Annotated in this window: 22 protein-coding genes; 14 read left to right on the top strand and 8 right to left on the bottom strand. The window is 70.6% G+C overall.

Going from position 1 to position 23,356, the window contains the following annotated elements; all coding sequences use genetic code 11:
• Positions 1 to 12 precede the first annotated feature (12 nt).
• The 4 genes from gyrB to recF form a co-directional block, all read right to left on the bottom strand.
• Positions 13 to 2,526: a DNA topoisomerase (ATP-hydrolyzing) subunit B gene (gene gyrB / locus COA17_RS07630; RefSeq protein WP_096611670.1), complete on the bottom strand. Its 2,514-nt coding sequence runs from the start codon at positions 2,524 to 2,526 to the stop codon at positions 13 to 15.
• A gap of 53 nt (positions 2,527 to 2,579) precedes the next feature.
• On the bottom strand, positions 2,580 to 3,467 hold the full coding sequence (locus COA17_RS07625) for an alpha/beta hydrolase (RefSeq protein WP_176484836.1): 888 nt from the start codon (positions 3,465 to 3,467) through the stop codon (positions 2,580 to 2,582).
• A 25-nt stretch (positions 3,468 to 3,492) separates the two neighbouring features.
• Positions 3,493 to 4,725 (bottom strand): MFS transporter, encoded by a 1,233-nt coding sequence (locus COA17_RS07620; protein ID WP_066489451.1) that lies wholly within the window; start codon positions 4,723 to 4,725, stop codon positions 3,493 to 3,495.
• A gap of 135 nt (positions 4,726 to 4,860) precedes the next feature.
• Positions 4,861 to 5,901 carry a DNA replication/repair protein RecF gene (recF, locus tag COA17_RS07615; RefSeq protein WP_096611377.1) on the bottom strand — a complete coding sequence of 347 codons (1,041 nt, stop codon included), beginning with the start codon at positions 5,899 to 5,901 and terminating at the stop codon, positions 4,861 to 4,863.
• Positions 5,902 to 5,988: 87 nt separating this feature from the next.
• Between recF and rarD the strand changes: the two genes are divergently transcribed.
• Positions 5,989 to 6,867, top strand: a complete 879-nt coding sequence (gene rarD, locus COA17_RS07610; protein WP_096611668.1) for an EamA family transporter RarD — start codon at positions 5,989 to 5,991, stop codon at positions 6,865 to 6,867.
• Positions 6,868 to 6,894: 27 nt separating this feature from the next.
• Here rarD and COA17_RS07605 read toward each other — a convergent pair whose 3' ends face one another.
• Positions 6,895 to 7,674: a Coq4 family protein gene (locus tag COA17_RS07605; RefSeq protein ID WP_066484367.1), complete on the bottom strand. Its 780-nt coding sequence runs from the start codon at positions 7,672 to 7,674 to the stop codon at positions 6,895 to 6,897.
• Positions 7,675 to 7,744: 70 nt separating this feature from the next.
• Positions 7,745 to 9,013, bottom strand: a complete 1,269-nt coding sequence (locus COA17_RS07600) for a dicarboxylate/amino acid:cation symporter (protein WP_096611375.1) — start codon at positions 9,011 to 9,013, stop codon at positions 7,745 to 7,747.
• 69 nt (positions 9,014 to 9,082) lie between these two features.
• Between COA17_RS07600 and glmM the strand changes: the two genes are divergently transcribed.
• The 7 genes from glmM (at position 9,083) to COA17_RS07565 (ending at position 16,276) form a co-directional block, all read left to right on the top strand.
• A complete protein-coding gene (gene glmM / locus COA17_RS07595; protein WP_066484365.1) occupies positions 9,083 to 10,420 on the top strand; it encodes a phosphoglucosamine mutase in 1,338 nt (445 codons plus the stop codon).
• A 141-nt stretch (positions 10,421 to 10,561) separates the two neighbouring features.
• Positions 10,562 to 10,786, top strand: a complete 225-nt coding sequence (locus tag COA17_RS07590) for a DUF1272 domain-containing protein (RefSeq protein ID WP_096611373.1) — start codon at positions 10,562 to 10,564, stop codon at positions 10,784 to 10,786.
• Complete coding sequence (gene thiD, locus COA17_RS07585; protein WP_096611371.1) at positions 10,783 to 11,949, top strand: bifunctional hydroxymethylpyrimidine kinase/phosphomethylpyrimidine kinase; 1,167 nt, start codon at positions 10,783 to 10,785, stop codon at positions 11,947 to 11,949. Before COA17_RS07590 ends, thiD begins: the two co-directional genes overlap by 4 nt.
• Position 11,950: 1 nt before the next feature.
• Positions 11,951 to 12,580, top strand: coding sequence for a ribonuclease HII (locus tag COA17_RS07580; RefSeq protein WP_096611369.1), 630 nt, complete (start codon positions 11,951 to 11,953; stop codon positions 12,578 to 12,580).
• A 234-nt stretch (positions 12,581 to 12,814) separates the two neighbouring features.
• Entirely contained in the window at positions 12,815 to 13,945 is a 1,131-nt protein-coding gene (locus COA17_RS07575) for a site-specific DNA-methyltransferase (RefSeq protein ID WP_066484956.1), read from the top strand.
• Between the two features lie 162 nt (positions 13,946 to 14,107).
• Positions 14,108 to 15,160, top strand: coding sequence for a dihydropteroate synthase (gene folP / locus COA17_RS07570; RefSeq protein ID WP_096611367.1), 1,053 nt, complete (start codon positions 14,108 to 14,110; stop codon positions 15,158 to 15,160).
• A gap of 231 nt (positions 15,161 to 15,391) precedes the next feature.
• The gene (locus COA17_RS07565) at positions 15,392 to 16,276 is read left to right on the top strand and encodes a bestrophin family protein (protein ID WP_096611365.1); all 885 of its coding nucleotides are present in this window, start codon (positions 15,392 to 15,394) and stop codon (positions 16,274 to 16,276) included.
• 15 nt (positions 16,277 to 16,291) lie between these two features.
• Here the strand turns inward: COA17_RS07565 and COA17_RS07560 are convergent, their stop codons facing one another.
• A complete protein-coding gene (locus COA17_RS07560; protein ID WP_096611363.1) occupies positions 16,292 to 17,044 on the bottom strand; it encodes an SDR family NAD(P)-dependent oxidoreductase in 753 nt (250 codons plus the stop codon).
• A 19-nt stretch (positions 17,045 to 17,063) separates the two neighbouring features.
• On the bottom strand, positions 17,064 to 18,506 hold the full coding sequence (locus tag COA17_RS07555) for a sigma-54-dependent transcriptional regulator (protein ID WP_066484969.1): 1,443 nt from the start codon (positions 18,504 to 18,506) through the stop codon (positions 17,064 to 17,066).
• A 139-nt stretch (positions 18,507 to 18,645) separates the two neighbouring features.
• Here COA17_RS07555 and COA17_RS07550 point away from each other — a divergent pair, with 139 nt between their 5' ends.
• The 6 genes from COA17_RS07550 (at position 18,646) to COA17_RS07525 (ending at position 23,276) form a co-directional block, all read left to right on the top strand.
• Entirely contained in the window at positions 18,646 to 18,768 is a 123-nt protein-coding gene (locus tag COA17_RS07550) for an aa3-type cytochrome c oxidase subunit IV (protein ID WP_082740447.1), read from the top strand.
• A 7-nt stretch (positions 18,769 to 18,775) separates the two neighbouring features.
• Complete coding sequence (locus COA17_RS07545; protein ID WP_096611361.1) at positions 18,776 to 19,912, top strand: NAD(P) transhydrogenase subunit alpha; 1,137 nt, start codon at positions 18,776 to 18,778, stop codon at positions 19,910 to 19,912.
• A gap of 62 nt (positions 19,913 to 19,974) precedes the next feature.
• A complete protein-coding gene (locus COA17_RS07540; RefSeq protein ID WP_339345539.1) occupies positions 19,975 to 20,379 on the top strand; it encodes an endonuclease domain-containing protein in 405 nt (134 codons plus the stop codon).
• Positions 20,379 to 20,678: an NAD(P) transhydrogenase subunit alpha part 2 gene (locus tag COA17_RS07535; RefSeq protein ID WP_096611357.1), complete on the top strand. Its 300-nt coding sequence runs from the start codon at positions 20,379 to 20,381 to the stop codon at positions 20,676 to 20,678. The genes COA17_RS07540 and COA17_RS07535 overlap by 1 nt, the downstream gene beginning before the upstream one ends.
• A gap of 102 nt (positions 20,679 to 20,780) precedes the next feature.
• Positions 20,781 to 22,280 (top strand): NAD(P)(+) transhydrogenase (Re/Si-specific) subunit beta, encoded by a 1,500-nt coding sequence (locus tag COA17_RS07530; RefSeq protein ID WP_096611355.1) that lies wholly within the window; start codon positions 20,781 to 20,783, stop codon positions 22,278 to 22,280.
• Between the two features lie 57 nt (positions 22,281 to 22,337).
• The gene (locus COA17_RS07525) at positions 22,338 to 23,276 is read left to right on the top strand and encodes a MarR family winged helix-turn-helix transcriptional regulator (RefSeq protein ID WP_096611353.1); all 939 of its coding nucleotides are present in this window, start codon (positions 22,338 to 22,340) and stop codon (positions 23,274 to 23,276) included.
• The last annotated feature ends 80 nt before the right edge of the window (positions 23,277 to 23,356 follow it).

Genomic DNA, 23,356 nt, shown 5'->3' with positions numbered 1-23,356 from the left:
ACGGTCGCGCGCTTACACGTCCAGGTTGGCGACGCTGAGCGCGTTCTCCTGGATGAACTCGCGGCGTGGCTCGACGACGTCGCCCATCAGGCGGGCGAAGATTTCGTCGGCGACGTCGGCCTGGTCGACCTCCACCTTGAGCATCGAGCGGTTGGAGGGATCGAGCGTGGTTTCCCACAATTGTTCGGCGTTCATCTCGCCCAGCCCCTTGTAGCGCTGGATCGACAGGCCCTTGCGGCCGGCGGCGAGGATCGCGTCCAGCAGCTGTGATGGGCGCGCGACGAGCGCCTCGCCCTTGGCGACCGCCAGACGCTGGCCGGGGACGCCCTCGCCCTCGCTCTCGCCCTCTTCGTCGGCGGGGGTGTCGGCGGCGGCCTCGACCGCGGCGCCCTTGACCGGCATCAGCCGCGCGGCGTGGACGAAGCTTTCGGCCTGTTCGGCGGCGAGCGTGTGGAGCTTGCGCGCCTCCGCCGAGGACAGGAATGCGGCCTCGACGATATGATGGTCGGTCACGCCGCGCCACAGCCGTTCGAAATGGATGCCGCCTTCCTCGGTCATCCGCGCGGTCCAGTTCGCTTCGCTGTCACCCTGGTCGAGGCGGCGGGTCACCTCCGCCACCGCGGCCGCGCGCGCCTCGCGCGGCATGTCGGGGGTCAGCGCGCCGCCCAGCGCGAGCGTTTCGATGATGACCGGATCGTAGCGGCGCGGCACGTAGCGCATCAGCGTGCGCATCCGCCGGGCATGTTCGACCAGCGGGCGCAGGTGCGCGCCGGTCAGCCCCTCGCCGCCGCGTTCCAGCATCATCGTCGAAAGGCCGGCGTCGACCAGATAGTCGTCGAGCGCGGCATCGTCCTTCAGATAGACCTCCGACCGGCCCTTGGTCGCCTTATACAGCGGAGGCTGCGCGATATAGAGGTGCCCGGCCTCGATGATCTCGCGCATCTGGCGGTAGAAGAACGTCAGCAGGAGCGTGCGGATATGCGCGCCGTCGACGTCGGCGTCGGTCATGATGACGATCTTGTGGTAGCGCAGCTTTTCCAGCTTGAAGTCGTCGCGGCCGATCCCGGTGCCCATCGCCTGGATCAGCGAGATGATCTCCTTCGATCCCAGCATCCGGTCGGTGCGCGCGCGCTCGACGTTCAGGATCTTGCCGCGGATCGGCAGGATCGCCTGATAGTCGCTGTCGCGGCCCGATTTGGCCGAGCCGCCGGCGGAATCGCCCTCCACGATGAACAGTTCGGCCTTGGTCGCGTCGCGTTCGCGGCAGTCGTGCAGCTTTCCGGGCAGGCCACTGACCTCCATCACGCCCTTGCGCCGGGTCAGTTCGCGCGCGCGCTTCGCCGCCTCGCGCGCGGCGGCGGCGTCGATGATCTTGCCGACGATCGACCGGGCGTGCTGCGGGTTCTCCTCCAGCCATTCGGCCATCTTGTCGGCCATCAGGCTTTCGAGCGGCTGGCGCACCTCGGACGAGACGAGCTTGTCCTTGGTCTGCGAGCTGAACTTCGGATCGGGCAGCTTGACCGAGACGATCGCGGTCAGCCCCTCACGCATGTCGTCGCCGGTCAGCGACACCTTCTCCTTCTTCAGCAGCCCGGACTTTTCCGCATAATTGTTGAGCGTGCGGGTCAGCGCGGCGCGGAAGGCGGCGATGTGCGTGCCGCCGTCGCGCTGGGGGATGTTGTTGGTGAAGGCCAGCACGTTCTCGTAATAGGAATCGTTCCATTCCAGCGCGACGTCGATGCCGATCTGGTCGCGCATCCCCGACACCGAGATGGGATCGGGGAACAGCGGCTGCTTGTTGCGGTCCAGCCACTTCACGAACGCGGCGATGCCGCCTTCGTAGAACAGCTCGATCGTCTTCGGCTCCTCATGCCGGGCGTCGCTGAGGAACAGGCGCACGCCCGAATTGAGGAACGCCAGCTCGCGATAGCGATGTTCCAGCTTGTCGAAATCGAATTCGGTGATCTTGAACGTGGCGGGGGAGGGGAAGAAGGTGACGCGCGTGCCCTTCTTGCCCTCGGCCGGGCCGACCACCTTGAGCGGGGCGACCGCATCGCCGTGGGCGAAGCGCATGTAATGCTCCTCCCCGTCGCGCCAGATCGTGAGGTCGAGCCATTCGCTGAGCGCGTTGACCACCGACACGCCGACGCCGTGGAGGCCGCCGGACACCTTGTAGGCATTGTCGTCGCTGGTATTCTCGAACTTACCGCCGGCGTGCAGCTGGGTCATGATGACCTCGGCCGCAGAGACGCCCTCTTCCGGGTGGATGCCGGTGGGGATGCCGCGACCGTTGTCGGTCACCGAGACCGATCCGTCGGCGTTGAGCGTGATGTCGATCCGGTCGCAATGCCCGGCCAGCGCCTCGTCGATGGCATTGTCGCTCACCTCGAACACCATGTGGTGGAGGCCCGAGCCGTCGTCGGTATCGCCGATATACATGCCCGGACGCTTGCGCACCGCGTCCAGACCCTTCAGCACCTTGATCGAGGAGGCGCCGTACTCGCTGGAATTCTGCTGTTCTGCCATGCGGAGCATATAGGCATGACAGGCGTGCAACGAAAGCGAAATGGACGTGTGCGTCAGCGTCCCCAATGCGCGTCGATGCGGGCGAGGACCTCGCGGCGGATCGCGTCGCCCTCGCGCAGCAACTCATGCCCCTGGCCGGGCAGCAGGTGGAGCGCGGCGGCGGGCAGGCGGCGGGCGATGCGCGCGATCGCGGCGGGCGACACCACCGGATCGCGGCGCGATACCAGCATCAGGAGCGGGGTGGCGACGCGGCCCAGCGGCGCACGGTCGAGCGCGGCGATCGAGGCGCAGGCGGCGCGCATCCACCCCCAGCTGGGCGCGCCCGACGCGATCGCGGGCACGTTCGCCTTCCACCAGAGCTTGTCCGCCTGGCGATCGGGGCAGGAGGTCATGCGCCCGCCGACATTGCCGGCGTCGCCCTCCCAGATGCGGCGCTCGCCGCGGCCCAGCGCGCAGGCGGCGCGCGCGGTGAGCGCCAGCGGGGCGGTGCCGAGCGGGCCGGCGCGCAACCCCAGCATCGGGGAGGACAGCACCGCGGCGTCGAGCGTCCCGTCGCGCTCCGCCAGCCAGCGCAGCAGCAGGTGCGCGCCCATCGAATGCGCCACCGCGACGCGCGGGGCGACCGCGGCGGCGAAGGCGGCGAGGTCGTCCAGCAGCGAGTCGAGGGTGGTCAGGTGATTGACCAGCGGATCGGCGAGCAGCCGGCCCGACCCACCCTGTCCGCGCCAGTCGATGCCGGTGACGTGCCAGCCGCGTGCGCGCCAGTGCGCCATCGCCTCCAGATACTTTTCCGCGAAATCACCGCGCCCGCCCAGGAACAGCAGCGGGCCGCGCGGGGCAATATCGGGGGCGGGCGCCCAGTCGTAGCGGCGCAGCGCCCAGCCGTCTGCAGCATGCCAGTCGGTGAAGGTCAGGCCGGGGGGATGGCGGCGGCGGTCCACTCGCGCGACGTAGCGCGCGTGCGTGTCAGTTCGGGGACGGCTCGGCGCGGTCCGGCAGCAGCAGAAAGCACGTCGCTGCCGCGAGCAGTGCCGCGCTGCCGATCGCCAGCGCGACGGCGTAATTGCCGAACAGGTCGTGCAGCCGTCCAAAGCCGATGATGCCCAGCGCGGTGCCGAGCAGCGCGACGGGCATCGCCGAGCCGTAGATCTCCGCATAGGCGCGCAGCCCGAACAGTCGCGCCGCCAGGAACGGCAGCAGGTCGTTCTCCGCCCCGTTCATCAGCCCGGCCAGGAAGACGAGTGCCATCAGCGGCGCCAGCCCGTGCGCGCCGCCCGCGAGCAACGCGAAGGCGGCGGCGGAGATGAGCGCGACCGTGGCCGCGACCGGCTGCGGCCGGAACCGGTCGATCAGCGTGCCGACCAGCAGGCGTCCGGCGATCGCGCTGACCCCGAAGCCGGTCAGCAGCAGCGCGGCCTCACCCGCGCCCAGTCCGCGGTCGACGCCGATCGGGACCAGTTGCGTGACCAGCCCGGTGGTCGCCAGATTGACCAGCAGCGCGGACGCCACCATCAGCCAGAAGCGCCGGTCGCGCCGCGCCTCCTTCGCCGAAACGCCTGGCAGCAGCGGCGCATCGGCCACCACCGGCGGCGCGCCGGCGGCGGGAATGCCGCGGATGCCGAGCAGGATCGGCGGCAGCGCCAGCACGGTGCCCGCCACCGCGAGCAGCACGAAGCCCGCGCGCCAACCCCAATGCGCCACCACCGCGCCCAGCACGGGCGCGGCGACCATCGTCATCAGCGCCAGCCCCGACGTGCCGAGCGCCAGCGCCAGCCCGCGCTGGCGCCGGAACGCCACCGCGATCAGCTTGCCATAGGACAGGCTGCTGGTGCCGGGCAGTGCCATGACGATCAGCAACACGCCGAGATGATATTGCCACAACCCGCCGCCCAGCGTCGCCAGGCACAGATAGCCCGCGGCGAGCACCAGCATCGAGCCGAGGATGATCGGGCGCACCCCGAACCGGTCGGCCAGCCGCCCGACCAGCGGCGCGACCAGCGCGCCGATCAGCCCCAGCCCCGCGGCGGTGGCGATGTCGCCGCGCGACCAGCCGAATGCGGCCTGCAGTGCGGGGGTGAACAGGCTGGACATGTTCTGGAACAGCCCCGGCCCCAGTCCCGCGCCGACCATCGCCGCGCCGACCAGCGGCCAGCCGCGCCGCCATTCGACGAGGCTGCGCGGCGCGGCCGCGCGGGTCAACGGATCGGGCCGCGGGAAGGGAGGGGGAGGGACGACGGGTGGCTCCGGGACTAATGATGACGGGATAACGTTGCCGATGGCGATTGGGTGCACGGGCGTAACGGTCTGGCTGACCCCCGGGGTGACGGAGGGGGGCTACAGCGCCATGCGCGTCGCGTCGCCCGCGGCCTCGAACAGTGCCGGTTCGGTGCCGGTCATCCACGTCTGCCCCAGCCGGGCAAGCCGCGCGAACAGCGCTGCGCGCCGCGCGGGATCGAGATGGGCGGCGACTTCGTCGAGCAGCAGCACGGGGGGCTGGCCGGCGCGCGCCGCGACCAGTTCGGCATGGGCCAGCACGATGCCGAGCAGCAGCGCCTTCTGTTCGCCGGTCGAGGCGCTGGCGGCGGCGCGCGCCTTGTCGACATGGGTGACGGTCAGGTCGGCGCGGTGCGGCCCGGTGAGCGTGCGCCCCGCCGCGGCGTCACGCGCGCGGCCGTGGCGCAGCGCCTGCATCAGGTCGGCCTCGTCCCCCTGCCAGCCGTCCAGCGCGATCGCGGCGCGCGGCAGGATGTCGCCCGCCGGTTGCGCCGCCAGCGCGACGGCGAGTGCGTCGACGGTGCGGCGCCGCGCGGCGTCGAGCGCGGCGCCGTGGTGCGCCATCTGCGCCTCCAGCGCGTCGAGCCAGCCGGGATCGGGCGCGCCCTCCGTCAACAGGCGGTTGCGCGCGCGCATCGCGGCTTCGTAGCGGCTGGTGTGGCGTGCATGGCCGGGCGCCAGCGCCAGCACCAGCCGGTCGAGGAAGCGGCGCCGTTCCCCCGCCGGTTCGGTGAACAGCCGGTCCATCGCCGGGGTCAGCCACAGCACCGCCACCCGTTCGGCCAGCGCGGACGCCTGTGCCGCGGCGCCGTTGATGCGCGTGACGCGGCGTTCGGGCGCGGCGGCGAGCGCGCCGGTCGCCAGATCGACGCCGTCCGCCAGCGTCGCGGCGACGCCGAACCCGCCCGGCCCGTCGCCGCGCGCCATGTCCGACAGCGCGGCGCGGCGCAGCCCGCGGCCGGGCGCGAGCAGCGACACCGCTTCCAGCACGTTGGTCTTGCCCGCGCCGTTCGCGCCGGTGAGGATCACGAATCCCGGCCCCGGCGCCAGCGCGAGGCCCGCATGGTTGCGGAAATCGGTGAGGACCAGGCGCGCGAGCATCGCCGACCGCCGTAGGACGCGGCGCGGGGCGTGTCGAATGGGGATATGGGGTTGCGGCGCGGCGTCCGGACCGCGATGGCCGCGGATATGACCGACCGACACGACGCGACGCGCAGCGGGCTGATCCTGGGGATCGGGGCCTATGCCGCCTGGGGGCTGCTGCCGCTGTACCTGCGGCTGCTGCGCGGCGTGCCCTCGCTGGAGGTGCTGGCGCATCGCATCGTGTGGTCGTTGCTGCTGCTGATCGTGATCGTCGTGGTGACGCGCCGGGCCGGCGCAATCCGCGCGGCGGCGCGCGGGCCGACGCTGGCGTTGCTGGCGGCGTCGGCGACGCTGATCGCGATCAACTGGCTGGTCTATATCTGGGCGGTGCAGCACGGCCACGTGCTGGAAGCGAGCCTGGGCTATTTCATCAACCCGCTGGTCAATGTCGCGCTGGGGATGGCGTTGCTGGGCGAGCGGATCGGGCGCGTGCAGAAGGCGGCGGTCGCGGTCGCGGCGGCGGGCGTCGCGGTGATGGCGTTGTCGGGCGGGGGCGCGTTGTGGATATCGCTGACGCTGGCGCTGAGCTTCGGCACATACGGCCTGATCCGCAAGGTGGCGGCGATCGATTCGCTGGGCGGATTGACGGTGGAAACCGCGCTGCTGCTGGTCCCCGCGCTGGCGGTGATCGCGATGGCGCAGGTCGGCGGGCAGGGGGCGTTCGGGCAGGACCGCACGGTCGACCTGCTGCTGGTGCTGGCGGGGGCAGTGACGGCGGTGCCGCTGCTGATGTTCGCCGCGGCGGCGCGGCGGCTGCGCTACGCGACGATGGGGCTGCTGCAATATATCGCGCCGACGTTGCAGTTCGTGGAGGCGGTGGCGCTGTTCCACGAACCGTTGCGGCCGGTCCACCTGGTCACGTTCGCGCTGATCTGGACCGGGTGCGCGCTATACGCCTGGGGCGGGTGGCGGCGCGGGGACTGAGCCGCCCCCGCGCGCCGGCCGTCACGGTCAGGCCGCGAGCGCTGCGCCTTCCTTGCGCGCCTTCAGGAACTCGGCCATCGCGGGGCCGAGCTCGCGCTGCGCGCGGCGGTAGAGGACCGGTTCGCGGATGCCGAGCCGCGCGCGCGCCGCGTCGATCGGTTCGTGCATCAGCGTCAGATAATCCTCGCCCTGCAGCCACTTCGCGGCGCGGCCGTGGCGATATCCCTCCCACACCGCCTTGGCGAACAGCGTGTTCTTCGCGACCTTCAGGCTTTTGAGCGCGGCGGCGGTGCCGATCAGTGCCCAGCCGAGGCCGCCGACCTGCGCGAAGCTGAACGCGACCAGCGCGGCCTCGCCCATCGGCTCGTCCGCCTGATAGCCGGTCAGGACGTGCCAGATATCGTGCGTGTCGCGGATGCGCCGGCCCATCCAGGTATAGGGATGGTCGAACCCCTCCGGATCGCCTTCCAGCTTGCTCACCTCGACCAGGCCGTCGGCGGAATAGCCGGTGCTTTCCAGGAAATGACGATAGGCCGCGCCGACCGTGCCGGGGGCGAAGGAGGCGACGAACGCCGGGTCGCTGAACCGCTGCGCCAGTTCGATCCGGTCATAGGCGATCCGGCCGCCTTTCTCGGTGGCGATCAGGCGGGCGTAATTCTGCGGCGCGTTGCCGACGTTGAGCGCGCGCATGATGCGGAACACCTGCGTCGTATCGTCCGCATCGGCCATCAGCCGGCGCACCGCGTCGAACGCAGTACGCCAATCGCGCCGGCCATCGGTGCCGGGAAGAGGGGGGAGGGTCGCCATAGACTGAAACTCCTACTGACAAAGGTGTCAATAAGTCATTTACGGGGACCGAGTCAAGCGCGGGCGCGGGTCAGTCTGCGGGCAGGTCGGGCGGCGGCGCGGCATCGTCGTCCAGCCGTGCACCGCGGCGCGACAGAAAGGCGGTGGTGGCGATATCCATCGTGACGTTGCCGACGGTGCGGACGATATCGGGGATCGTTTCCACCGCCACCAGCAGCCCCAGCGGGGCGAGCGGGGCGCCGATCGTCCCGGCGATCGGCGCGATCGCGCTGACGTAGCTGACCGTGCCGGGCAGGCTGACCGAGCCGAGCGAGGTGAGCGTCGCGACGACGACGCCGATCGCCAGCGTCGCGGGCGACAGCGGCACCCCGAACCAGGTCGCGACATAGATGGCGACGGCCAGGTTCATCGCCGGCCCGGTGGCGCGGAAGATCGCGACTGCCAGCGGCAGCGTGACGCCCGCGGTGGCGACCGGCACGCCGAGCGTGCGCGATCCCTCCACCATCGCGGGCAGCGAGGCGAGCGAGCTTTGCGTGCTGATCGCCACCGCCTGCGCCGGCAGTGCGGCGCGCGCGAAGTCCATCAGCCGCAGCCGCGCGCCCAGCAATGCCAGCGGATAGGCGATCAGCGTCACCGCGACGCCCACGCCCGAGACGACCAGGATGTAATGGACCAGCGCCCCGAACGCGCCCGTCCCGGCGCGCGCGCCGACCACCAGCGCCAGCGCGAACACACCGACCGGCGCGATCCACAGCACCCAGTCGATTACCACCAGCATCGCATCGCGCAGCGCGGTAAAGAAGCGCGTCAGCAACGCGCGTTCGTCCGCGCCGATCCGCGCGATCGCGAAGGCGAAGATCAGCGTGAAGATGATGATCGACAGGAAGCTGTTGTCCGCCGCCGCCTTCACGATGTTGGTGGGGACGATCCCGGCGAAGAATTCGCCCAGCGGGGCGACCGGGGGCACCGCCTCCGCCGTCGACAGCGCGCGGCGCAGCGCGTCGGCCGAAGCGACGGGCAGCGGCACGATCGACAGGATCAGCGGCGTCAGCAGCGCCGCGACGCTGGCCGAAACCGCCAGCAGCGTGACGTAGAGCGCGATCGCGCGCGCCGCCAGCCGCCCGGCGCGCGCCGCCTCCGCGGTGGCGGCCACACCGGTGACGAGCAACGCGACCACCAGCGGGACGATCGTCATCTGCAGCGCGTGGAGCCAGGCGGTGCCGATCGGCTCGGCGAAGGCGGTCGCGCCGGGCACCACCGCGGGCGCGAGGGCGGCGAGCGCGATCCCGGCGAACAGCCCGGCCAGAAGCGCGACAAGGATACGTGAGGCTTGTGTCATCTGCCGGTAATCGCGCTTTCACAGGCAAGTCGCTAGGGAGTAAGCAAAGCGGAGCGAACGGAAGGCGTGATGGCAAGGAAATATTTCGGCACCGACGGGATTCGCGGGCTGACCAACAGCGGCGCGATGACCGCGGCGATGGCGATGAAGGTGGGGATGGCGGCGGGCCGCCACTTCCTGCGCGGGCATCACCGGCACCGCGTGGTGATCGGCAAGGACACCCGCCTGTCGGGCTATATGCTGGAAAGCGCGTTGCAGGCCGGCTTCACCAGCGTCGGCATGGACGTGACATTGGTGGGGCCGATGCCGACCCCGGCGGTGGCGATGCTGACCAAGTCGATGCGCGCGGACATGGGCGTGATGATCTCCGCCAGCCACAATCCCTTCGCCGACAACGGCATCAAGCTGTTCGGTCCCGACGGGTTCAAGCTGTCGGACGAGGACGAGATGGCGATCGAGGCGGCGCTGGACGCCGACGTGCCGCTGGCCGCGCCGGGCGAGATCGGCCGCGCCAAGCGGATCGACGACGCGCGCGGGCGCTATATCCACTTCGCCAAGTCGACCTTTCCCAACGACCTGCGGCTGGACGGGATGCGCGTGGTCGTGGATTGCGCGAACGGCGCCGCTTACCAGGTCGCGCCCGAGGCCTTGTGGGAACTGGGCGCCGACGTGGTGCAGATCGGGGTCAATCCCAACGGCCTCAACATCAACGACCAGATCGGATCGACCCATCCCGAGGCGCTGGCCACCAAGGTGGTGGAGGTGCGCGCCGACATCGGCATCGCGCTGGACGGCGATGCCGATAGGCTGATCGTGGTCGACGAAAAGGGCCGCGTGATCGATGGCGACCAGTTGATGGCGGCGATCGCCGGCGGCTGGGCGCGCGCGGGCCGGTTGCAGGGCGGCGGGCTGGTCGCCACGGTCATGTCGAACCTCGGGTTGGAACGGCATCTGGCGACGCAGGGGCTGGAACTGATCCGCACCAAGGTGGGCGACCGCTACGTCTTGGAGGCGATGCGGCGGCAGGGGTATAATGTCGGCGGTGAGCAATCGGGGCATATCATCCTGTCCGACTATGCCACCACCGGCGACGGGCTGGTCGCGGCGTTGCAGGTGCTGGCCGAGATCCGCCGCTCGGGCGAGCCGGCGAGCCGCGTGCTGCACCGCTTCGACCCGCTGCCTCAGCTGCTCAAGAACGTGCGCTTCGCCGGCGGCAAGCCGCTGGAGGCGGACAGCGTCAAGACCGTGATCGCCGCCGCCGAGGCCGAGCTGGCGGGGAGCGGCCGGCTGGTGATCCGCCCGTCGGGCACCGAGCCGGTGATCCGCGTGATGGCCGAGGGCGACGATCCGGCGGTGGTCGAGCAGGTGGTGGATCGTATCTGCGAGGCGGTGCGCAAGGCGGCGTGACACCAAACGTCATCCCAGCGCAGGCTGGGATCTTTTGCGGCTGGCGCGGTGCCGCGGTCGCGGGAGACCCCAGCCTTCGCTGGGGTGACGGTGCATGGCATTGGGGTGACGGCCGGGCCGCGACCCGGTAGAGCGCACCCCATGCTGGAGATGCGACCCGATTGCGAGCGTTGCGGCGCCGATCTGCCCGCCGATGAGGGCGGCGCGTTCATCTGTTCGTTCGAGTGCACGTTCTGCGCCGACTGCGCCGACGACATGGACGAACGCTGCCCGAACTGCGGCGGCGAATTGCTCGACCGGCCGGCGCGGGTGGGCAAGGCGCTGGCGAAGAACCCGGCATCGGCCGTGCGGCACTTCAAGGGATGATGCCGCGCGTCCTGATCGTCGCGGGGTCCGATTCGGGCGGCGGCGCGGGTATCCAGGCGGATATCAAGGCGGTGACGATGCTGGGCGGTCATGCGATGACCGCGATCACCGCGATCACCGCGCAGAACACGGTGGGGGTGGAGGGCGTCCACGCCATCCCGCCGGCGATGGTGGTGCAGCAGATGGCGTGCGTGGCCGCCGACATCGGCGTCGATGCGGTCAAGATCGGGATGCTGGGTGGCCCGGCGATCGCGGCGGCGGTGGCCGAGGAACTGGAAAGCGCGCGCCATGACGCCCCGGTGGTGCTCGACCCGGTGATGATCGCGACCAGCGGCGCGGTGCTGGCCGACGACGCCACGGTCGCGGCGATGGAGCGGCTGGCGCGGCGCGCGACGCTGGTGACGCCCAACCTTCCCGAACTGGCGGCGCTGTGCGGGGCGGGTGCGCTGAGCGATCCGGCGCGCGCGGCGACGGATTATGCTGCGCGGATGCGCGCCGCGGTGCTGGTGAAGGGCGGTCATGCGAACGGCGACACGGTGGTCGACCGCCTGTTCGACGCGGGCGGGGAGATCGCGCGCTGGGAACATCCGCGCATCGCGACGCGCCACACGCACGGCACCGGCTGCACGCTGGCCAGCGCGATCGCGACCGGGCTGGCGGCGGGAATGGCGATGCCCGCCGCGATCGCGCGGGCGATCGCGTTCGTGCGGATCGCGCTGCACGATGCGCCGGGGCTGGGCGGCGGCCATGGCCCGATGGGCCATGCACGGGTGCGCGGCGAGCCCGATCCGGCCGGGCCGACCCCCAATCAGGTGACGCTGCCCGCGACTGACCATGCTGCGAGCCTCGCCTTCTATAGCGCGCTGGGGCTGACCGCGATCGTCGACAGCGGCGGGCGCTATGCGCGGTTCGACAGCGCGGGCGGGACGACACTGTCGATCGAGGCGGCGGCGGAGATTGACGGGCGCGCGGTGGTCTATCTGGAAGTGGTCGACCTCGACGCGGCGGTGGCGAGCGCGCGGGCGGCGGGGATCGCGGTGGACGATCCGGTGGCGCAGCCATGGGGCTGGCGCGAGGCGCGGCTGACCGATCCGGCGGGCAACCCGCTGCGGCTCTATACCGCGGGCGAGCAGCGCCGCTTCCCGCCGTGGCGGCTGGCCTGACATGCCCGGGCTGAAGCACGAACGGCTGTGCCTGCCCCCGGTGGCGGGGGTGGACGAGGCGGGGCGCGGGCCGCTGGCGGGGCCGGTGGTGGCCGCCGCGGTGGTGCTGCCCGAACGCGGCACGCCGCGCGGCATCGACGATTCGAAGCGCCTGCCCGCCGCCGAGCGCGCGCGGCTGTGCGCACGGCTGACCGACTGCGCGGTGGTGGGGATCGGCATCGTCGAGCCGGCGGAGATCGACACGCTCAACATCCACTGGGCGACGATGAAGGCGATGACGCTGGCGGTGGAACAACTGGCGGCGGCGCTGGGGCGCGCGCCCGGGCACGTGCTGGTCGACGGCAACCGCCTGCCGCGCTGGGGCTATGCCGCTAGCGCGATCGTCGGCGGCGATGCGGTCAGCCGCTCGATCGCCGCCGCCTCGATCATCGCCAAGCATACCCGCGACACGATCATGATCCAGGCGGCCGAGGCGCATCCGCATTACGGATGGCACAGCAACAAAGGCTATGGCAGCGCCGCTCACCTCGCCGCGTTGCGCCAGCATGGGCCGTCGCCGCTGCACCGGCGCAGCTTCGCGCCGGTTGCGCAACTCGAACTGGTGCTGACGGGGCCGGCGACGGGGGCGTGATTCGGCGCGGGGGTGGGCGCGTCGCGGGCCAAATGCGACGAAGCGAGTGGCGTTGAGTCTTTCGCGCAACACACCAGTGGTTGAGTCCGCGCCGCCCGCACAGACTCAATATCTGGTCATGGCCCCGGAATGTTCCGCCTGCACAACGGATTCCTGCCGAGTCGCGTTAACCAATGTTTGCTTGACGGAAACCATCTTTGCCGCACTTTCGCCCCTCGAAACGGGGGATGAACGATGGGGGTGATCGAGAAGGTCGCGCGCAAGGCGCGCCAGACGGTGGAGGCGGAGGCCCCGCTGCCGCTGGACCAGATCGTCATGGGCGATTGCATCGCCGCGATGAAGGCGCTGCCGTCGAAGTCGGTCGACATGGTGTTCGCCGACCCGCCCTACAACCTGCAACTGGGCGGCGAGCTGTTCCGCCCGGACGGCAGCCATGTCGATGCGGTGACCGACGACTGGGACAAGTTCGATACCTTCGCGCAATATGACGCCTTCACCCGCGCGTGGCTGGCGGAGGCGCACCGCATCCTGAAGGACGATGGCACGATCTGGGTGATCGGCAGCTATCACAACATCTTCCGCGTCGGCACCGCGGTGCAGGACCTGGGGTTCTGGATCCTCAACGACATCGTGTGGCGCAAGGCCAATCCGATGCCCAATTTCCGCGGCACCCGCTTCACCAACGCGCACGAGACGCTGATCTGGGCGTCGAAGGGCGAGAAGGCGAAATATACGTTCAACTATCGCAGCATGAAGACGCTGAACGACGAATTGCAGATGCGGTCCGACTGGGAATTCCCGATCTGCGGCGGGAACGAGCGGCTGAAGAAGGGCGGGGTGAAGGTGCACCCGACGCAGAAGCCCGAGGCGCTGCTGTACCGAATCCTGTTGGCCTGCACCAAGCCGGGGGACGTGGTGGTCGATCCGTTCTTCGGCACCGGCACCACCGGGGCGGTGGCGCGGCGGCTGGGGCGGCGCTGGATCGGGATCGAGCGCGAACTCGCCTATGTCGATGCCGCGATGGAGCGGATCGCCGCGGCGCTGCCGCTGGACGAATCGGCGCTGGCGACGATGCAGAGCCCGCGCACCCAGCCCAAGGTGGCGTTCGGCGTGCTGGTGGAGAACGGCTATCTGACCGCGGGTGACGTGCTGACCGACGCCAAGCGGCGGTTCCGCGCGCTGGTGCGCGCCGACGGATCGCTGGCGAGCGATTGCGGCGCGACCGGTTCGATCCACAAGCTGGGCGCGACGGTACAGAACGCGCCGGCCTGCAACGGCTGGACGTTCTGGCACGTCGAGCGCGACGGCACGCTGGCGCCGATCGACACGCTGCGGCAGACATACCTGCTGGCGACGCAGCCGTAGGGCCTGTCGTTTTCCCCCGCCCCGTCACCCCAGCGAAGGCTGGGGTCTTTCGCTGCGGTAAGACGCCGGCCTTCACCGGGGTGACGGGACGTGCAGGGCGACGTGACCCGCGGTGACGGGATGATGGTTTCGCCCGCGTGACGGGGTTGTTAGGAGCGAACCATGACCCTGTACCTGCGCCCCGTCCATTTCGTCGACACGCCGGTCGGGCTGCCCGACGGTGCCGCCGCGCGGCTGGCGGGGGGGATGCAGTGGTTCGCCGCCTATGAGGTGACCGGCGACGGCGAGCGACGGGTCGTGCCGGTGTCCGGGGTGGCGGCGCTGGGCGAGCGCGCCGCCTTGCTCCATGCGCGGATCACCGCGCCGCGCGCGCCATGGGTGCTGGGCGGACGGACGCTGCGGTTCGACCAGCCGCAGGTGGCGGGCATCCTGAACGTGACGCCGGACAGCTTTTCCGACGGCGGCGCGCATGTCGACGACCCCGCCGGCGCGGCGGCGGCCGGGATGGCGATGGCGGCGGCGGGCGCGGCGCTGATCGACGTCGGCGGCGAATCGACGCGCCCCGGCGCCGCGCTGGTATGGGAAGAGGACGAGGCGCGGCGCGTCGCCCCGGTCGTCGAGCGGCTGGCGCGCGGCGGCGCGCTGGTCAGCATCGACACGCGCAAGGCGCCGGTGGCCGAGGCGGCGCTGGCGGCGGGCGCGGGGATTGTCAACGACGTGTCGGCGCTGTTGTGGGACGAGCGCACGCTGGACGTCGTCGCGCGCACCGGCGCGCCGGTGATCCTGATGCACTCCCCCGATCCCAAGCAGGGCGGGCATGGCCGCGACGGATATCGCGACGTCGTGACCGAGGTGTTCGACTGGTTGGAGGCGCGTGTCGACGCCGTGGTCGCCGCGGGCGTCGAGCGCGCGCGGGTGATGATCGACCCGGGCATCGGCTTCGGCAAGTCGCTGGCCGACAATCTGGCGCTGATCAACGCGCTGGCGCTGTTCCACGGTATCGGCTGCCCGATCATGCTGGGCGCCAGCCGCAAAAGGTTGATCGGCGCGCTGAGCAACGAGGCGCCGGTCGCCGAGCGGCTGGGCGGATCGATCGCGCTGGCGGTGATGGGCGCGGCGGCGGGGGTGCAGCTGCTGCGCGTCCATGACGTGGCCGAGACGGTGCAGGCGCTGCGCGTGTGGCGCGGGCTGCGCGACCGGGCGTTGATCGGGTAGGGGGCGCCATCGTCATCCCCCTTTCGCCGCCCGCTTCGTCATCCGGCGACGTCACCCCAGCGCAGGTTGGGGTCTTTGCGGGGAAGGCGGTGCGTTCTCCGCGGGAGATCCCAGCTTTCGCTGGGATGACGTTCGGGGGGATGGCGTATCGGAGTATGCGGCCGCGTAACAAATCGTTTCGGTCGCGATCCGCTGCTGCAACGCAGCGGATTGATGTGCGTTAGCCCGCGCATGATCGTCACCGCTACGCCCCGCTATACCCAGATCATGCGCGAAGTCTGGAAGCCGTTGACTCTTCTGTTCGTCTGGGACGTGATCGTCACCGCCACGTATTACGTGCTGCCGTTCCGGGCGCCGTCGTTGCCGCTGACCTTGTTCGGCTCGGCGCTGGCGCTGTTCCTGGGGTTTCGCAGCAATTCGGCGTACCAGCGCTGGTGGGAAGGCCGGTCGCTGTGGGGGCTGATGATCAACGCCAGCCGCAACCTGGCGCGGCAGGCGCGCAATTTCCTGCCCGATCCCGAGGCGACCGACATGAAGCGGACGATCGTCCTGCGGCAGGTCGCCTATGTCAACGCGCTGCGCTGCCAGTTGCGCAAGCAGAGCCCGGATGCGGAGGTGCTGCGCTTCCTGTCGAAGGGCGAGGCCGATTTCGCGCTGGGCCGCACCAATGTCGCCAACGGCATCGTCGACGGGACCGGGCGGCGCATCAACCTGGCGATGAAGAACGGCTGGATCGACACCATCCAGCAAGGCGCGATGGAAAGCGTGCTGGTCGATATCGCCAATGCGCAAGGGGGGATGGAGCGGCTGAAGAACACCCCGCTGCCCAATCAATACCGGTTCTTCCCCACGTTGTTCACGCACATCTTCTGCATCCTGCTGCCGATCGGGCTGGTCGAGACGCTGGGCTTTGCGACGCCGCTGGGGTCGACGATGGCGGGGCTGATGTTCCTGGCGGTGCTGGCGATCGGCGACGACCTAGTCGATCCGTTCGCGAACACCGTGCACGACCTGCCGCTCAACGCGATGTGCCGGACGATCGAGATCGACCTGCTGCAATCGATCGGCGACCCGGCGCCCGAGCCGTTGCAGCCGGTGAAGGGCGTGCTGTGGTGACGGGGGGCCGCGCGCCTACAGCGTGTAGCCGCCGTCGCTGACCAGCACCGCGCCCGTCATCAGCGCGGCGGTATCGGAGAGGAGGAAGGCGACCTGCCCGGCGATCTCCTCCGCCTTGGCGTAGCGGCCGAGCGGGGTGGCCAGCGCGGCGAGTTCGGCGAAGGCGGCGTCGCGGCCGATCGCGGCGGCGCGGTCCGCGAACATCGGCACCGCGTCCCACACCGGGGTTTCCACGCCCGCCGGGGCGATGGCGTTGACGCGGATGCGGTCCGCGGCGCCTTCCTTCGCGGCGACCTTCACCAGCTGGATCAGCCCGGCCTTGGACGCGCCGTAAGCGGCGACGCCGGGTTCGGCCTTGATCCCCGCGGCAGACGTGGTGGCGACGATCGCGCCCCCCTTCCCCCGCATGGCGCGCATCGCGGCGCGCAGCGTCAGGAACGCGCCGTCGAGGTTGACCGACAGGATGCGGCGCCATTCGGCGAAGGGCAGGTCGGCGATGATCCCCGCGCCCGCCACCCCGGCGTTGACGACCGCGCCGTCGATGCCCGCCAGCGCGGAGGCGGCGGCGTCCCAGAAGGCTTCGTCCGCGACATCGCCGGGCAGCAGGTCGAGCGTGCAGCCGACATCGACCCGCGCCAGCGCATCGGCATCGCGATCGGCCAGCACCAGCCGCTGCGCGCCGTTCGCCGCCAGATGCTGCGCGACGGCCAGCCCGATGCCCGAAGCGGCGCCGGTGACGAGGTAGGAGCGGTGGCGGAACGGCGGCATCGCGGCGTTCTGCCCCGGATCAGGCGGCGGTGTCGATCCCCAGGTCGCTCAGCTTGCGGTAGAGGGTCGAGCGGCCGATGCCGAGCCGCCGCGCGACCTCCGTCATGCGGCCGCGGTAATGGCCGATGGCGAGGCGGATGACGTCGGCCTCGATCTCCTCCAGCGGGCGCAGGTTGCCGTCGGGGCGGAACAGCGTGACGCCGCCCGCCGCGGCCAGCGCCGGTGCAGCGGCGGTGCCCGCGCCGTTCGCCAGCCGCACCGCCGGACGCGCGCCGATCGCCGCCAGCTGCGGGAAATCGCCGCGGGTCAGCGCATCGCCCTCGCACAGCACCGCCGCACGGAACAGCGCATCCTGCAACTGGCGCACGTTGCCGGGCCAGTCATAGGCGGCGAGCAGCGCGAGCGCGTCGTCGGTGATCCCGAGTTCGCGCAGCCCGGGCTGGGTCGCGATGCGCGCCAGCAGGTGGCGGGTCAGCGCGGGGATATCGCCACTGCGCTGGCGCAGCGGGGGGATCGTCACGGTGACGGCGTTGAGGCGATAATACAGGTCTTCGCGGAAGCGGCCGGCCGCGACCTCGTCCAGCAGCCGCTTGTTGGTGGCGGCGATGACGCGCACATCGACCGCGCGCGCATGGCGCCCGCCGAGCGGCACGACCTCCTCGCTATGCAGCACGCGCAGCAGCGCGGCCTGCGCGTCGAGCGGCAGGTGATCGACCTCGTCCAGGAACAGGGTGCCGCCGTCGGCGTGGACGAACTGCCCGATGCGCCGTTCGAACGCGCCCGCGAACGCGCCCTGTTCGTGGCCGAACAGCTCGCTTTCGATTAGGTTGGTGGCGATCGCGGCGCAATTGACGGTGACGCGCGGCCCGGCGGCGCGCGGCGAGGCGGCGTGGATCGCCTCGGCCACCACTTCCTTGCCGACGCCCGGTTCGCCGTCGATCAGCACGGGGACGCGCGCGCGAGCCGCCTTGGCCGCCACCGCCAGAGCGGCGCGGAAATCGGGCGCCGATCCGACGATCTCGTCGAAGCCGAGCAGCGCGGGGATCTTTTCGGTGAGCGGGCGCAGCTCGCCCGAGACGCTGCCCGCGAGCGCGGCCTCCAGCGCCTGGACGAACCGTTGCGGGGCGACCGGGCGGACCAGGAAATCGACCGCCCCCGCGCGCATCGCCGCGACCGCATCGGCGACCGATTCGTGCGCCGTCAGCACCAGCACCGGCAATGCCGGGCGGCATTCGTGCAGCGCCGCGATGACGTCCGCGACCGGCTCTTCACTGGCGGAATGATCGAGCAGCACGGCATCGACCGGGCGGCCCGCGGCAGTCTCCAGCAGCGCCAGCGCGGCGGCGCCATCGGGCACCGCGACGGTGCGCCAGCCGCCGCGGGCGGCGAGCGCGGACAGCTGGCGCTGTTGCGCCGCATCCGCGTCGATCAGCATCAGCAGGCGTTGGCCGTTGCGCGTCATTCGTGCCCCGTGAGGATAAGCGATCCGCGAGGGCGTAATGGATCGGGGTAAAGGCCGACTTAAGCGCAGTGTAGCCGATATTGCCTAGCCGCCGCGCGCCATCTAGGCTTTAGGCACGTTCACATAGAAGAGGATCGACATGGCCGACCCCGCCAACATCAAGGCGCACGAGGCGACCTATTTCAGCATGCTGAACCTGCTGAAGTACGGATCGGTGGCGTGCTTCCTGCTCGCCTTTCTCGTCATCTGGCTGATTTCGTAAGCCCGGCATGAAGATCGCGGTCCTTAAGGAGGGGGCTGCCGGCGAGAGCCGGGTGGCCGCGACGCCGGAGACGGTGAAGAAATTCGTGGCGCTGGGCGCGCAGGTGGCGGTCGAGGCCGGTGCCGGCGCGGGCGCATCCTATGCCGACGGCGATTACGCCGCGGCGGGGGCGAGCGTGGGCGATCGCGTGGCGACGCTCGCGGGCGCGGGCATCGTGCTGGGCGTGCAGGGTCCGGACCCCGCGACGCTGGGCGGTGCGGCGCCGGGGGCGTGGATCGTCGCCGGGCTGAACCCGTTCGGTGCCGGTGAGAACGGAGGGCGCGCGCGCGTCGATGCCTATGCCGCCGCGGGGTATGAGGCGCTGGCGATGGAGTTCATGCCGCGCATCACACGCGCGCAGTCGATGGACATCCTGTCGTCGCAATCGAACCTGGCGGGGTACAAGGCGGTGCTGGACGCCGCGGGCGTCTATGGCCGCGCGTTCCCGATGATGATGACCGCGGCGGGCACGGTTTCCGCCGCCAAGGTGTTCGTGATGGGCGTCGGCGTCGCCGGGCTTCAGGCGATCGCGACGGCGCGGCGGCTGGGCGCGCAGGTGTCCGCCACCGACGTGCGCTCCGCCACCAAGGAGCAGATCCTGTCGCTGGGCGCCAAGCCGATCTTCGTCGAGAATGTCGCCGGGATCGAGGGCGAGGGGTCGGGCGGCTATGCCACCGAGATGAGCGAGGAGTATCAGAAGGCGCAGGCCGAGCTGGTATCCGCGCATATCGCCAAGCAGGATATCGTCATCACGACGGCGCTGATCCCCGGGCGCCCCGCGCCGCGGCTGATCAGCGATGCGCAGCTGGCGACGATGCGCCCCGGATCGGTGATCGTCGACCTGGCGGTGGAAAGCGGCGGCAATGTCGAGGGCGCGGTGGCGGGCGAGATCGTCGAGCGCCACGGCGTGAAGATCGTCGGGCATCGCAACGTCGCCGGGCGGCTGCCCGCGGACGCCTCCGCGCTGTTCGCGCGCAACCTCTACAATTTCCTGTCGACCTTCTGGGACAAGGACGCGGGCAAGCCGGTACTCGACGACGAGATCGGCGACGCGGTGCGCCTGACCAGGGACGGTGCGGTGGTGAACCCGCGGTTGCTGTCGTGATGGCGTATCCTCCCCTGCAAGGGGAGGGGGACCGCTCGCCGCAGGCGAGCGGTGGAGGGGGCGTGCCGCGGACGCTTCGTCCCGAGGTGGCGCGTGCGCGGTCGCTGCGGCGTTCGATGACGCTGCCCGAGGTCATGCTGTGGCAGCGCCTGCGCGGCCAGCCAGGCGGGATCAGGTTCCGGCGGCAACATCCGATCGGTACCTATATCGCCGATTTCTACTGTGCCCGCGCGCGATTGGTGGTCGAGGTCGACGGGCATATTCACGCGGGCGCGTCGGCCAGGATGCACGATCGCGGTCGCGATCAATTCATGAGAGAGAACGGGTTCAGGGTCGTCCGGGTGTCGGCGGCGGACGTGTTGCGCGACGTGGAGGCGGTTGCCGCTTCCATCGTGGCGCAAGCGGCCCGCCCCCTCCACCATCAGCCTTCGGCTGACGGTCCCCCTCCCCGTACCGGGGAGGATTAATGGACTTCATCGCGATCCTGTCGATCTTCGTGCTGGCGTGCTTCGTCGGCTATTACGTGGTCTGGTCGGTGACGCCGGCGCTGCACACGCCGTTGATGGCGGTGACCAACGCGATTTCCAGCGTCATCATCGTCGGCGCGCTGATCGCCAGCGCGGCGGCGGGGAGTACTTGGGGCAAGTGGCTGGGGCTGCTGGCGGTGGTGCTGGCCAGCGTCAACATCTTCGGCGGTTTCGCGGTCACCAGCCGGATGCTGGCGATGTACAAGAAGAAGGAGCGGCCGGCGGTCGCGAAACATTGATCGTCACCCCGGCGCAGGCCGGGGTCTCGTGCCGCAAGGGCACGCTCGTGGTGAAAGATCCGGCTTTCGCCGGGATGACGATATAAGGGGGAGCAGGATCTAGTGGAGCATGTCGCCGTCAATCCGTGGGTCGCGCTGGCGTACCTGATCGCCGGGGTGTGCTTCATCCTGGCGCTGCGCGGGCTGTCCAGCCCGACCACCAGCCAGCGCGGCAACCGGTTCGGCATGATCGGCATGGGGATCGCCGTCGTCACCACGCTGGTGACGCACGTGCCGGTCACGACGACGCTGATCGAGGGATATGATTACGCCGCGCTGATCGCGCGGATCGACTATGTCGCGGCGCTGGAGATCGTTGCCGCGATCGCGATCGGCGCGGTGATCGGCATCACCACCGCGCGGCGGATCGCGATGACCGCGATGCCGCAGCTGGTCGCCGCGTTCCACTCGCTGGTCGGCCTGGCCGCGGTGCTGGTGGCGGCCGCCGCCTTCCTGAACCCGATCGCGTTCGGGATCGCGCGTATCCTGGTCGACCCGCTCTCTGGCACGCCGCTGGCCTATATCCTGCCGGTCAGCCGGATCGAGATGGGGCTGGGCGTCGCGATCGGTGCGATCACCTTCTCCGGATCGGTCATCGCCTTCCTGAAGCTGAACGGCAACATGGGCGGCGCGCCGATCATGCTGCCGGCGCGGCACGTCATCAACCTGTCGGTGCTGGCCGCGATCTTGGCGCTGGTGGCGTATTTCACGGTCGACCAGAGCCCGTGGGTGTTCTGGACGATCACGATCCTGTCGTTCGCGATCGGTTTCCTGCTCATCATCCCGATCGGCGGGGCGGACATGCCGGTCGTGGTGTCGATGCTGAACAGCTATTCCGGCTGGGCCGCGGCGGCGATGGGCTTCACGCTGCACAACAGCGCAATGATCATCACCGGCGCGCTGGTGGGCTCGTCGGGCGCGATCCTGAGCTACATCATGTGCCGCGCGATGAACCGCAGCTTCATCAGCGTGATCGCTGGCGGGTTCGGCAGCGCACCCGAAGCGGGCGCGGGCGGCGCGGCGAAGGTCGACCGGCCGTGGAAGCGCGGCAGCGCGGAGGATGCCGCCTTCCTGATGAGCCAGGCCGAACAGGTTATCATCGTCCCGGGCTACGGCATGGCGGTGGCGCAGGCGCAGCATGTCCTGCGCGAAATGGCCGACAAGCTGAAGGAGCATGGCGTCCGCGTGAAATATGCGATCCACCCGGTCGCGGGGCGGATGCCGGGGCATATGAACGTGCTGCTGGCCGAGGCGAACGTCCCCTATGACGAGGTGTTCGAGCTGGAGGACATCAACAGCGAGTTCGCGCAGACCGATGTCGCCTTCGTCATCGGCGCCAACGACGTGACCAACCCCGCGGCGAAGACCGACAAGACCTCGCCGATCTACGGCATGCCGGTGCTGGACGTCGAGAAGGCCAAGACCGTGCTGTTCGTCAAGCGCAGCATGGGCGGTGTCGGCTATGCCGGCGTCGACAACGACGTCTTCTACATGGACAACACCATGATGCTCCTCGCCGACGCCAAGAAGATGGTCGAGGAAATCGTCAAGTCTCTGGACTGACGCGCACCGACCGGTCCACGGGCCGGCAGTGGGGACGATGGCGACAGTGGACGGGGAATGATGGGATCGCAATTCGGGCTGGCGGGCAGTGCCGGCGCGCGCTTCGTGGTGATGGGCGGCGATGGTGCGGACGCGGTCGCGGCAAGGGCGGCGGTGGCGCTGATCGGCGGGTCGGTGATCGACGCGCCGACGGCCGGGGGCGATGCGGCGTCGGTGATCCCCGCTGCGGCGGATGCGGTGGTGCTGATCCTGGACGGCGTGGCGGATGCCGCGCTCGCGCCGTTGCTGGCCGCGACCGACGCGACATGCATGGCGCGCGGGCTGCCGTTGATCGTGGCGATGACGATCGCGCAGATCGACCCGGTCGTCGCGACGCTGGGCGACCGCACCGATGCGGTGCAGTTGCTGTGCGCACCCGACCAGGACCAGGCCGAATGGATCGCCGCGCTGGCGATCGCCACTACGGGCCCCTCGCCCGGCGACCGCGTACGCAGCGCCGACGACGAGCGCGAGCGCGCGGCGCGGTTGCAGGCGGAGGTCGGGCGCATCGCCGAGTTGCTGGCGCGGATCGCGGCGGAAGGCGGCGCGGGTAGCGGTTCGCGCGCCGCGGACCGGCATGTCCGGTTCGGCGCGCCGCCGCCGTCGGTCGACATCGCCGCCGCGACGGTGCGCGACGTGCTGCGCGCGCGGCGGCTGCGCGACCGTTTCTTCGGTACGGGGCTGTTCGAGGATCCGGCGTGGGACATGCTGCTGGACCTGTTCGCGGCCGCGCTGGAGGGGACGCAGGTGTCGGTGTCGAGCCTGTGCATCGCGGCGGCGGTGGCGCCGACCACCGCGCTGCGCTGGATCGGCAAGCTGACCGCGGCCGACCTGCTGCACCGCCACCCCGACCCCCAGGACCGCCGGCGCGCGTTCGTGTCGCTGAGCCCGGCGGCGCGGGACGCGATGTACCGCTATGTCGCGGCGCTGGCGGACGCGAAGCTGCCGTTGGTGTGAGCGGGCGCCTTTTCGCTTGATCGGCGGGGGCGGCGCGATACAGACGGTCCTCCCGCGTAGCGCACGCGCCGGGCGCTTAG

The sequence above is a fragment of the Sphingomonas ginsenosidimutans genome, assembly GCF_002374835.1.
In the GTDB taxonomy this organism is placed as follows: Bacteria; Pseudomonadota; Alphaproteobacteria; order Sphingomonadales; family Sphingomonadaceae; genus Sphingomonas; species Sphingomonas ginsenosidimutans.
The sequence above is the reverse complement of the archived record's forward strand: the minus strand, read 5'-3'. Positions and strand labels throughout refer to the sequence as shown.

Coding starts and splice junctions, on each gene's coding strand:
- COA17_RS07575 (WP_066484956.1), top strand. CDS start 12,815: ATGGGGGTGATCGAGAAGGTCGCGCGCAAGGCGCGCCAGACGGTGGAG.
- recF (WP_096611377.1), bottom strand. CDS start 5,901: ATGCTCGCGCGCCTGGTCCTCACCGATTTCCGCAACCATGCGGGCCTC.
- rarD (WP_096611668.1), top strand. CDS start 5,989: ATGACCGACCGACACGACGCGACGCGCAGCGGGCTGATCCTGGGGATC.
- COA17_RS07600 (WP_096611375.1), bottom strand. CDS start 9,013: ATGACACAAGCCTCACGTATCCTTGTCGCGCTTCTGGCCGGGCTGTTC.
- folP (WP_096611367.1), top strand. CDS start 14,108: ATGACCCTGTACCTGCGCCCCGTCCATTTCGTCGACACGCCGGTCGGG.
- COA17_RS07535 (WP_096611357.1), top strand. CDS start 20,379: ATGGACTTCATCGCGATCCTGTCGATCTTCGTGCTGGCGTGCTTCGTC.
- COA17_RS07565 (WP_096611365.1), top strand. CDS start 15,392: ATGATCGTCACCGCTACGCCCCGCTATACCCAGATCATGCGCGAAGTC.
- COA17_RS07605 (WP_066484367.1), bottom strand. CDS start 7,674: ATGGCGACCCTCCCCCCTCTTCCCGGCACCGATGGCCGGCGCGATTGG.
- COA17_RS07580 (WP_096611369.1), top strand. CDS start 11,951: ATGCCCGGGCTGAAGCACGAACGGCTGTGCCTGCCCCCGGTGGCGGGG.
- COA17_RS07545 (WP_096611361.1), top strand. CDS start 18,776: ATGAAGATCGCGGTCCTTAAGGAGGGGGCTGCCGGCGAGAGCCGGGTG.
- gyrB (WP_096611670.1), bottom strand. CDS start 2,526: ATGGCAGAACAGCAGAATTCCAGCGAGTACGGCGCCTCCTCGATCAAG.
- COA17_RS07590 (WP_096611373.1), top strand. CDS start 10,562: ATGCTGGAGATGCGACCCGATTGCGAGCGTTGCGGCGCCGATCTGCCC.
- COA17_RS07560 (WP_096611363.1), bottom strand. CDS start 17,044: ATGCCGCCGTTCCGCCACCGCTCCTACCTCGTCACCGGCGCCGCTTCG.
- thiD (WP_096611371.1), top strand. CDS start 10,783: ATGATGCCGCGCGTCCTGATCGTCGCGGGGTCCGATTCGGGCGGCGGC.
- COA17_RS07550 (WP_082740447.1), top strand. CDS start 18,646: ATGGCCGACCCCGCCAACATCAAGGCGCACGAGGCGACCTATTTCAGC.
- glmM (WP_066484365.1), top strand. CDS start 9,083: ATGGCAAGGAAATATTTCGGCACCGACGGGATTCGCGGGCTGACCAAC.
- COA17_RS07525 (WP_096611353.1), top strand. CDS start 22,338: ATGATGGGATCGCAATTCGGGCTGGCGGGCAGTGCCGGCGCGCGCTTC.
- COA17_RS07555 (WP_066484969.1), bottom strand. CDS start 18,506: ATGACGCGCAACGGCCAACGCCTGCTGATGCTGATCGACGCGGATGCG.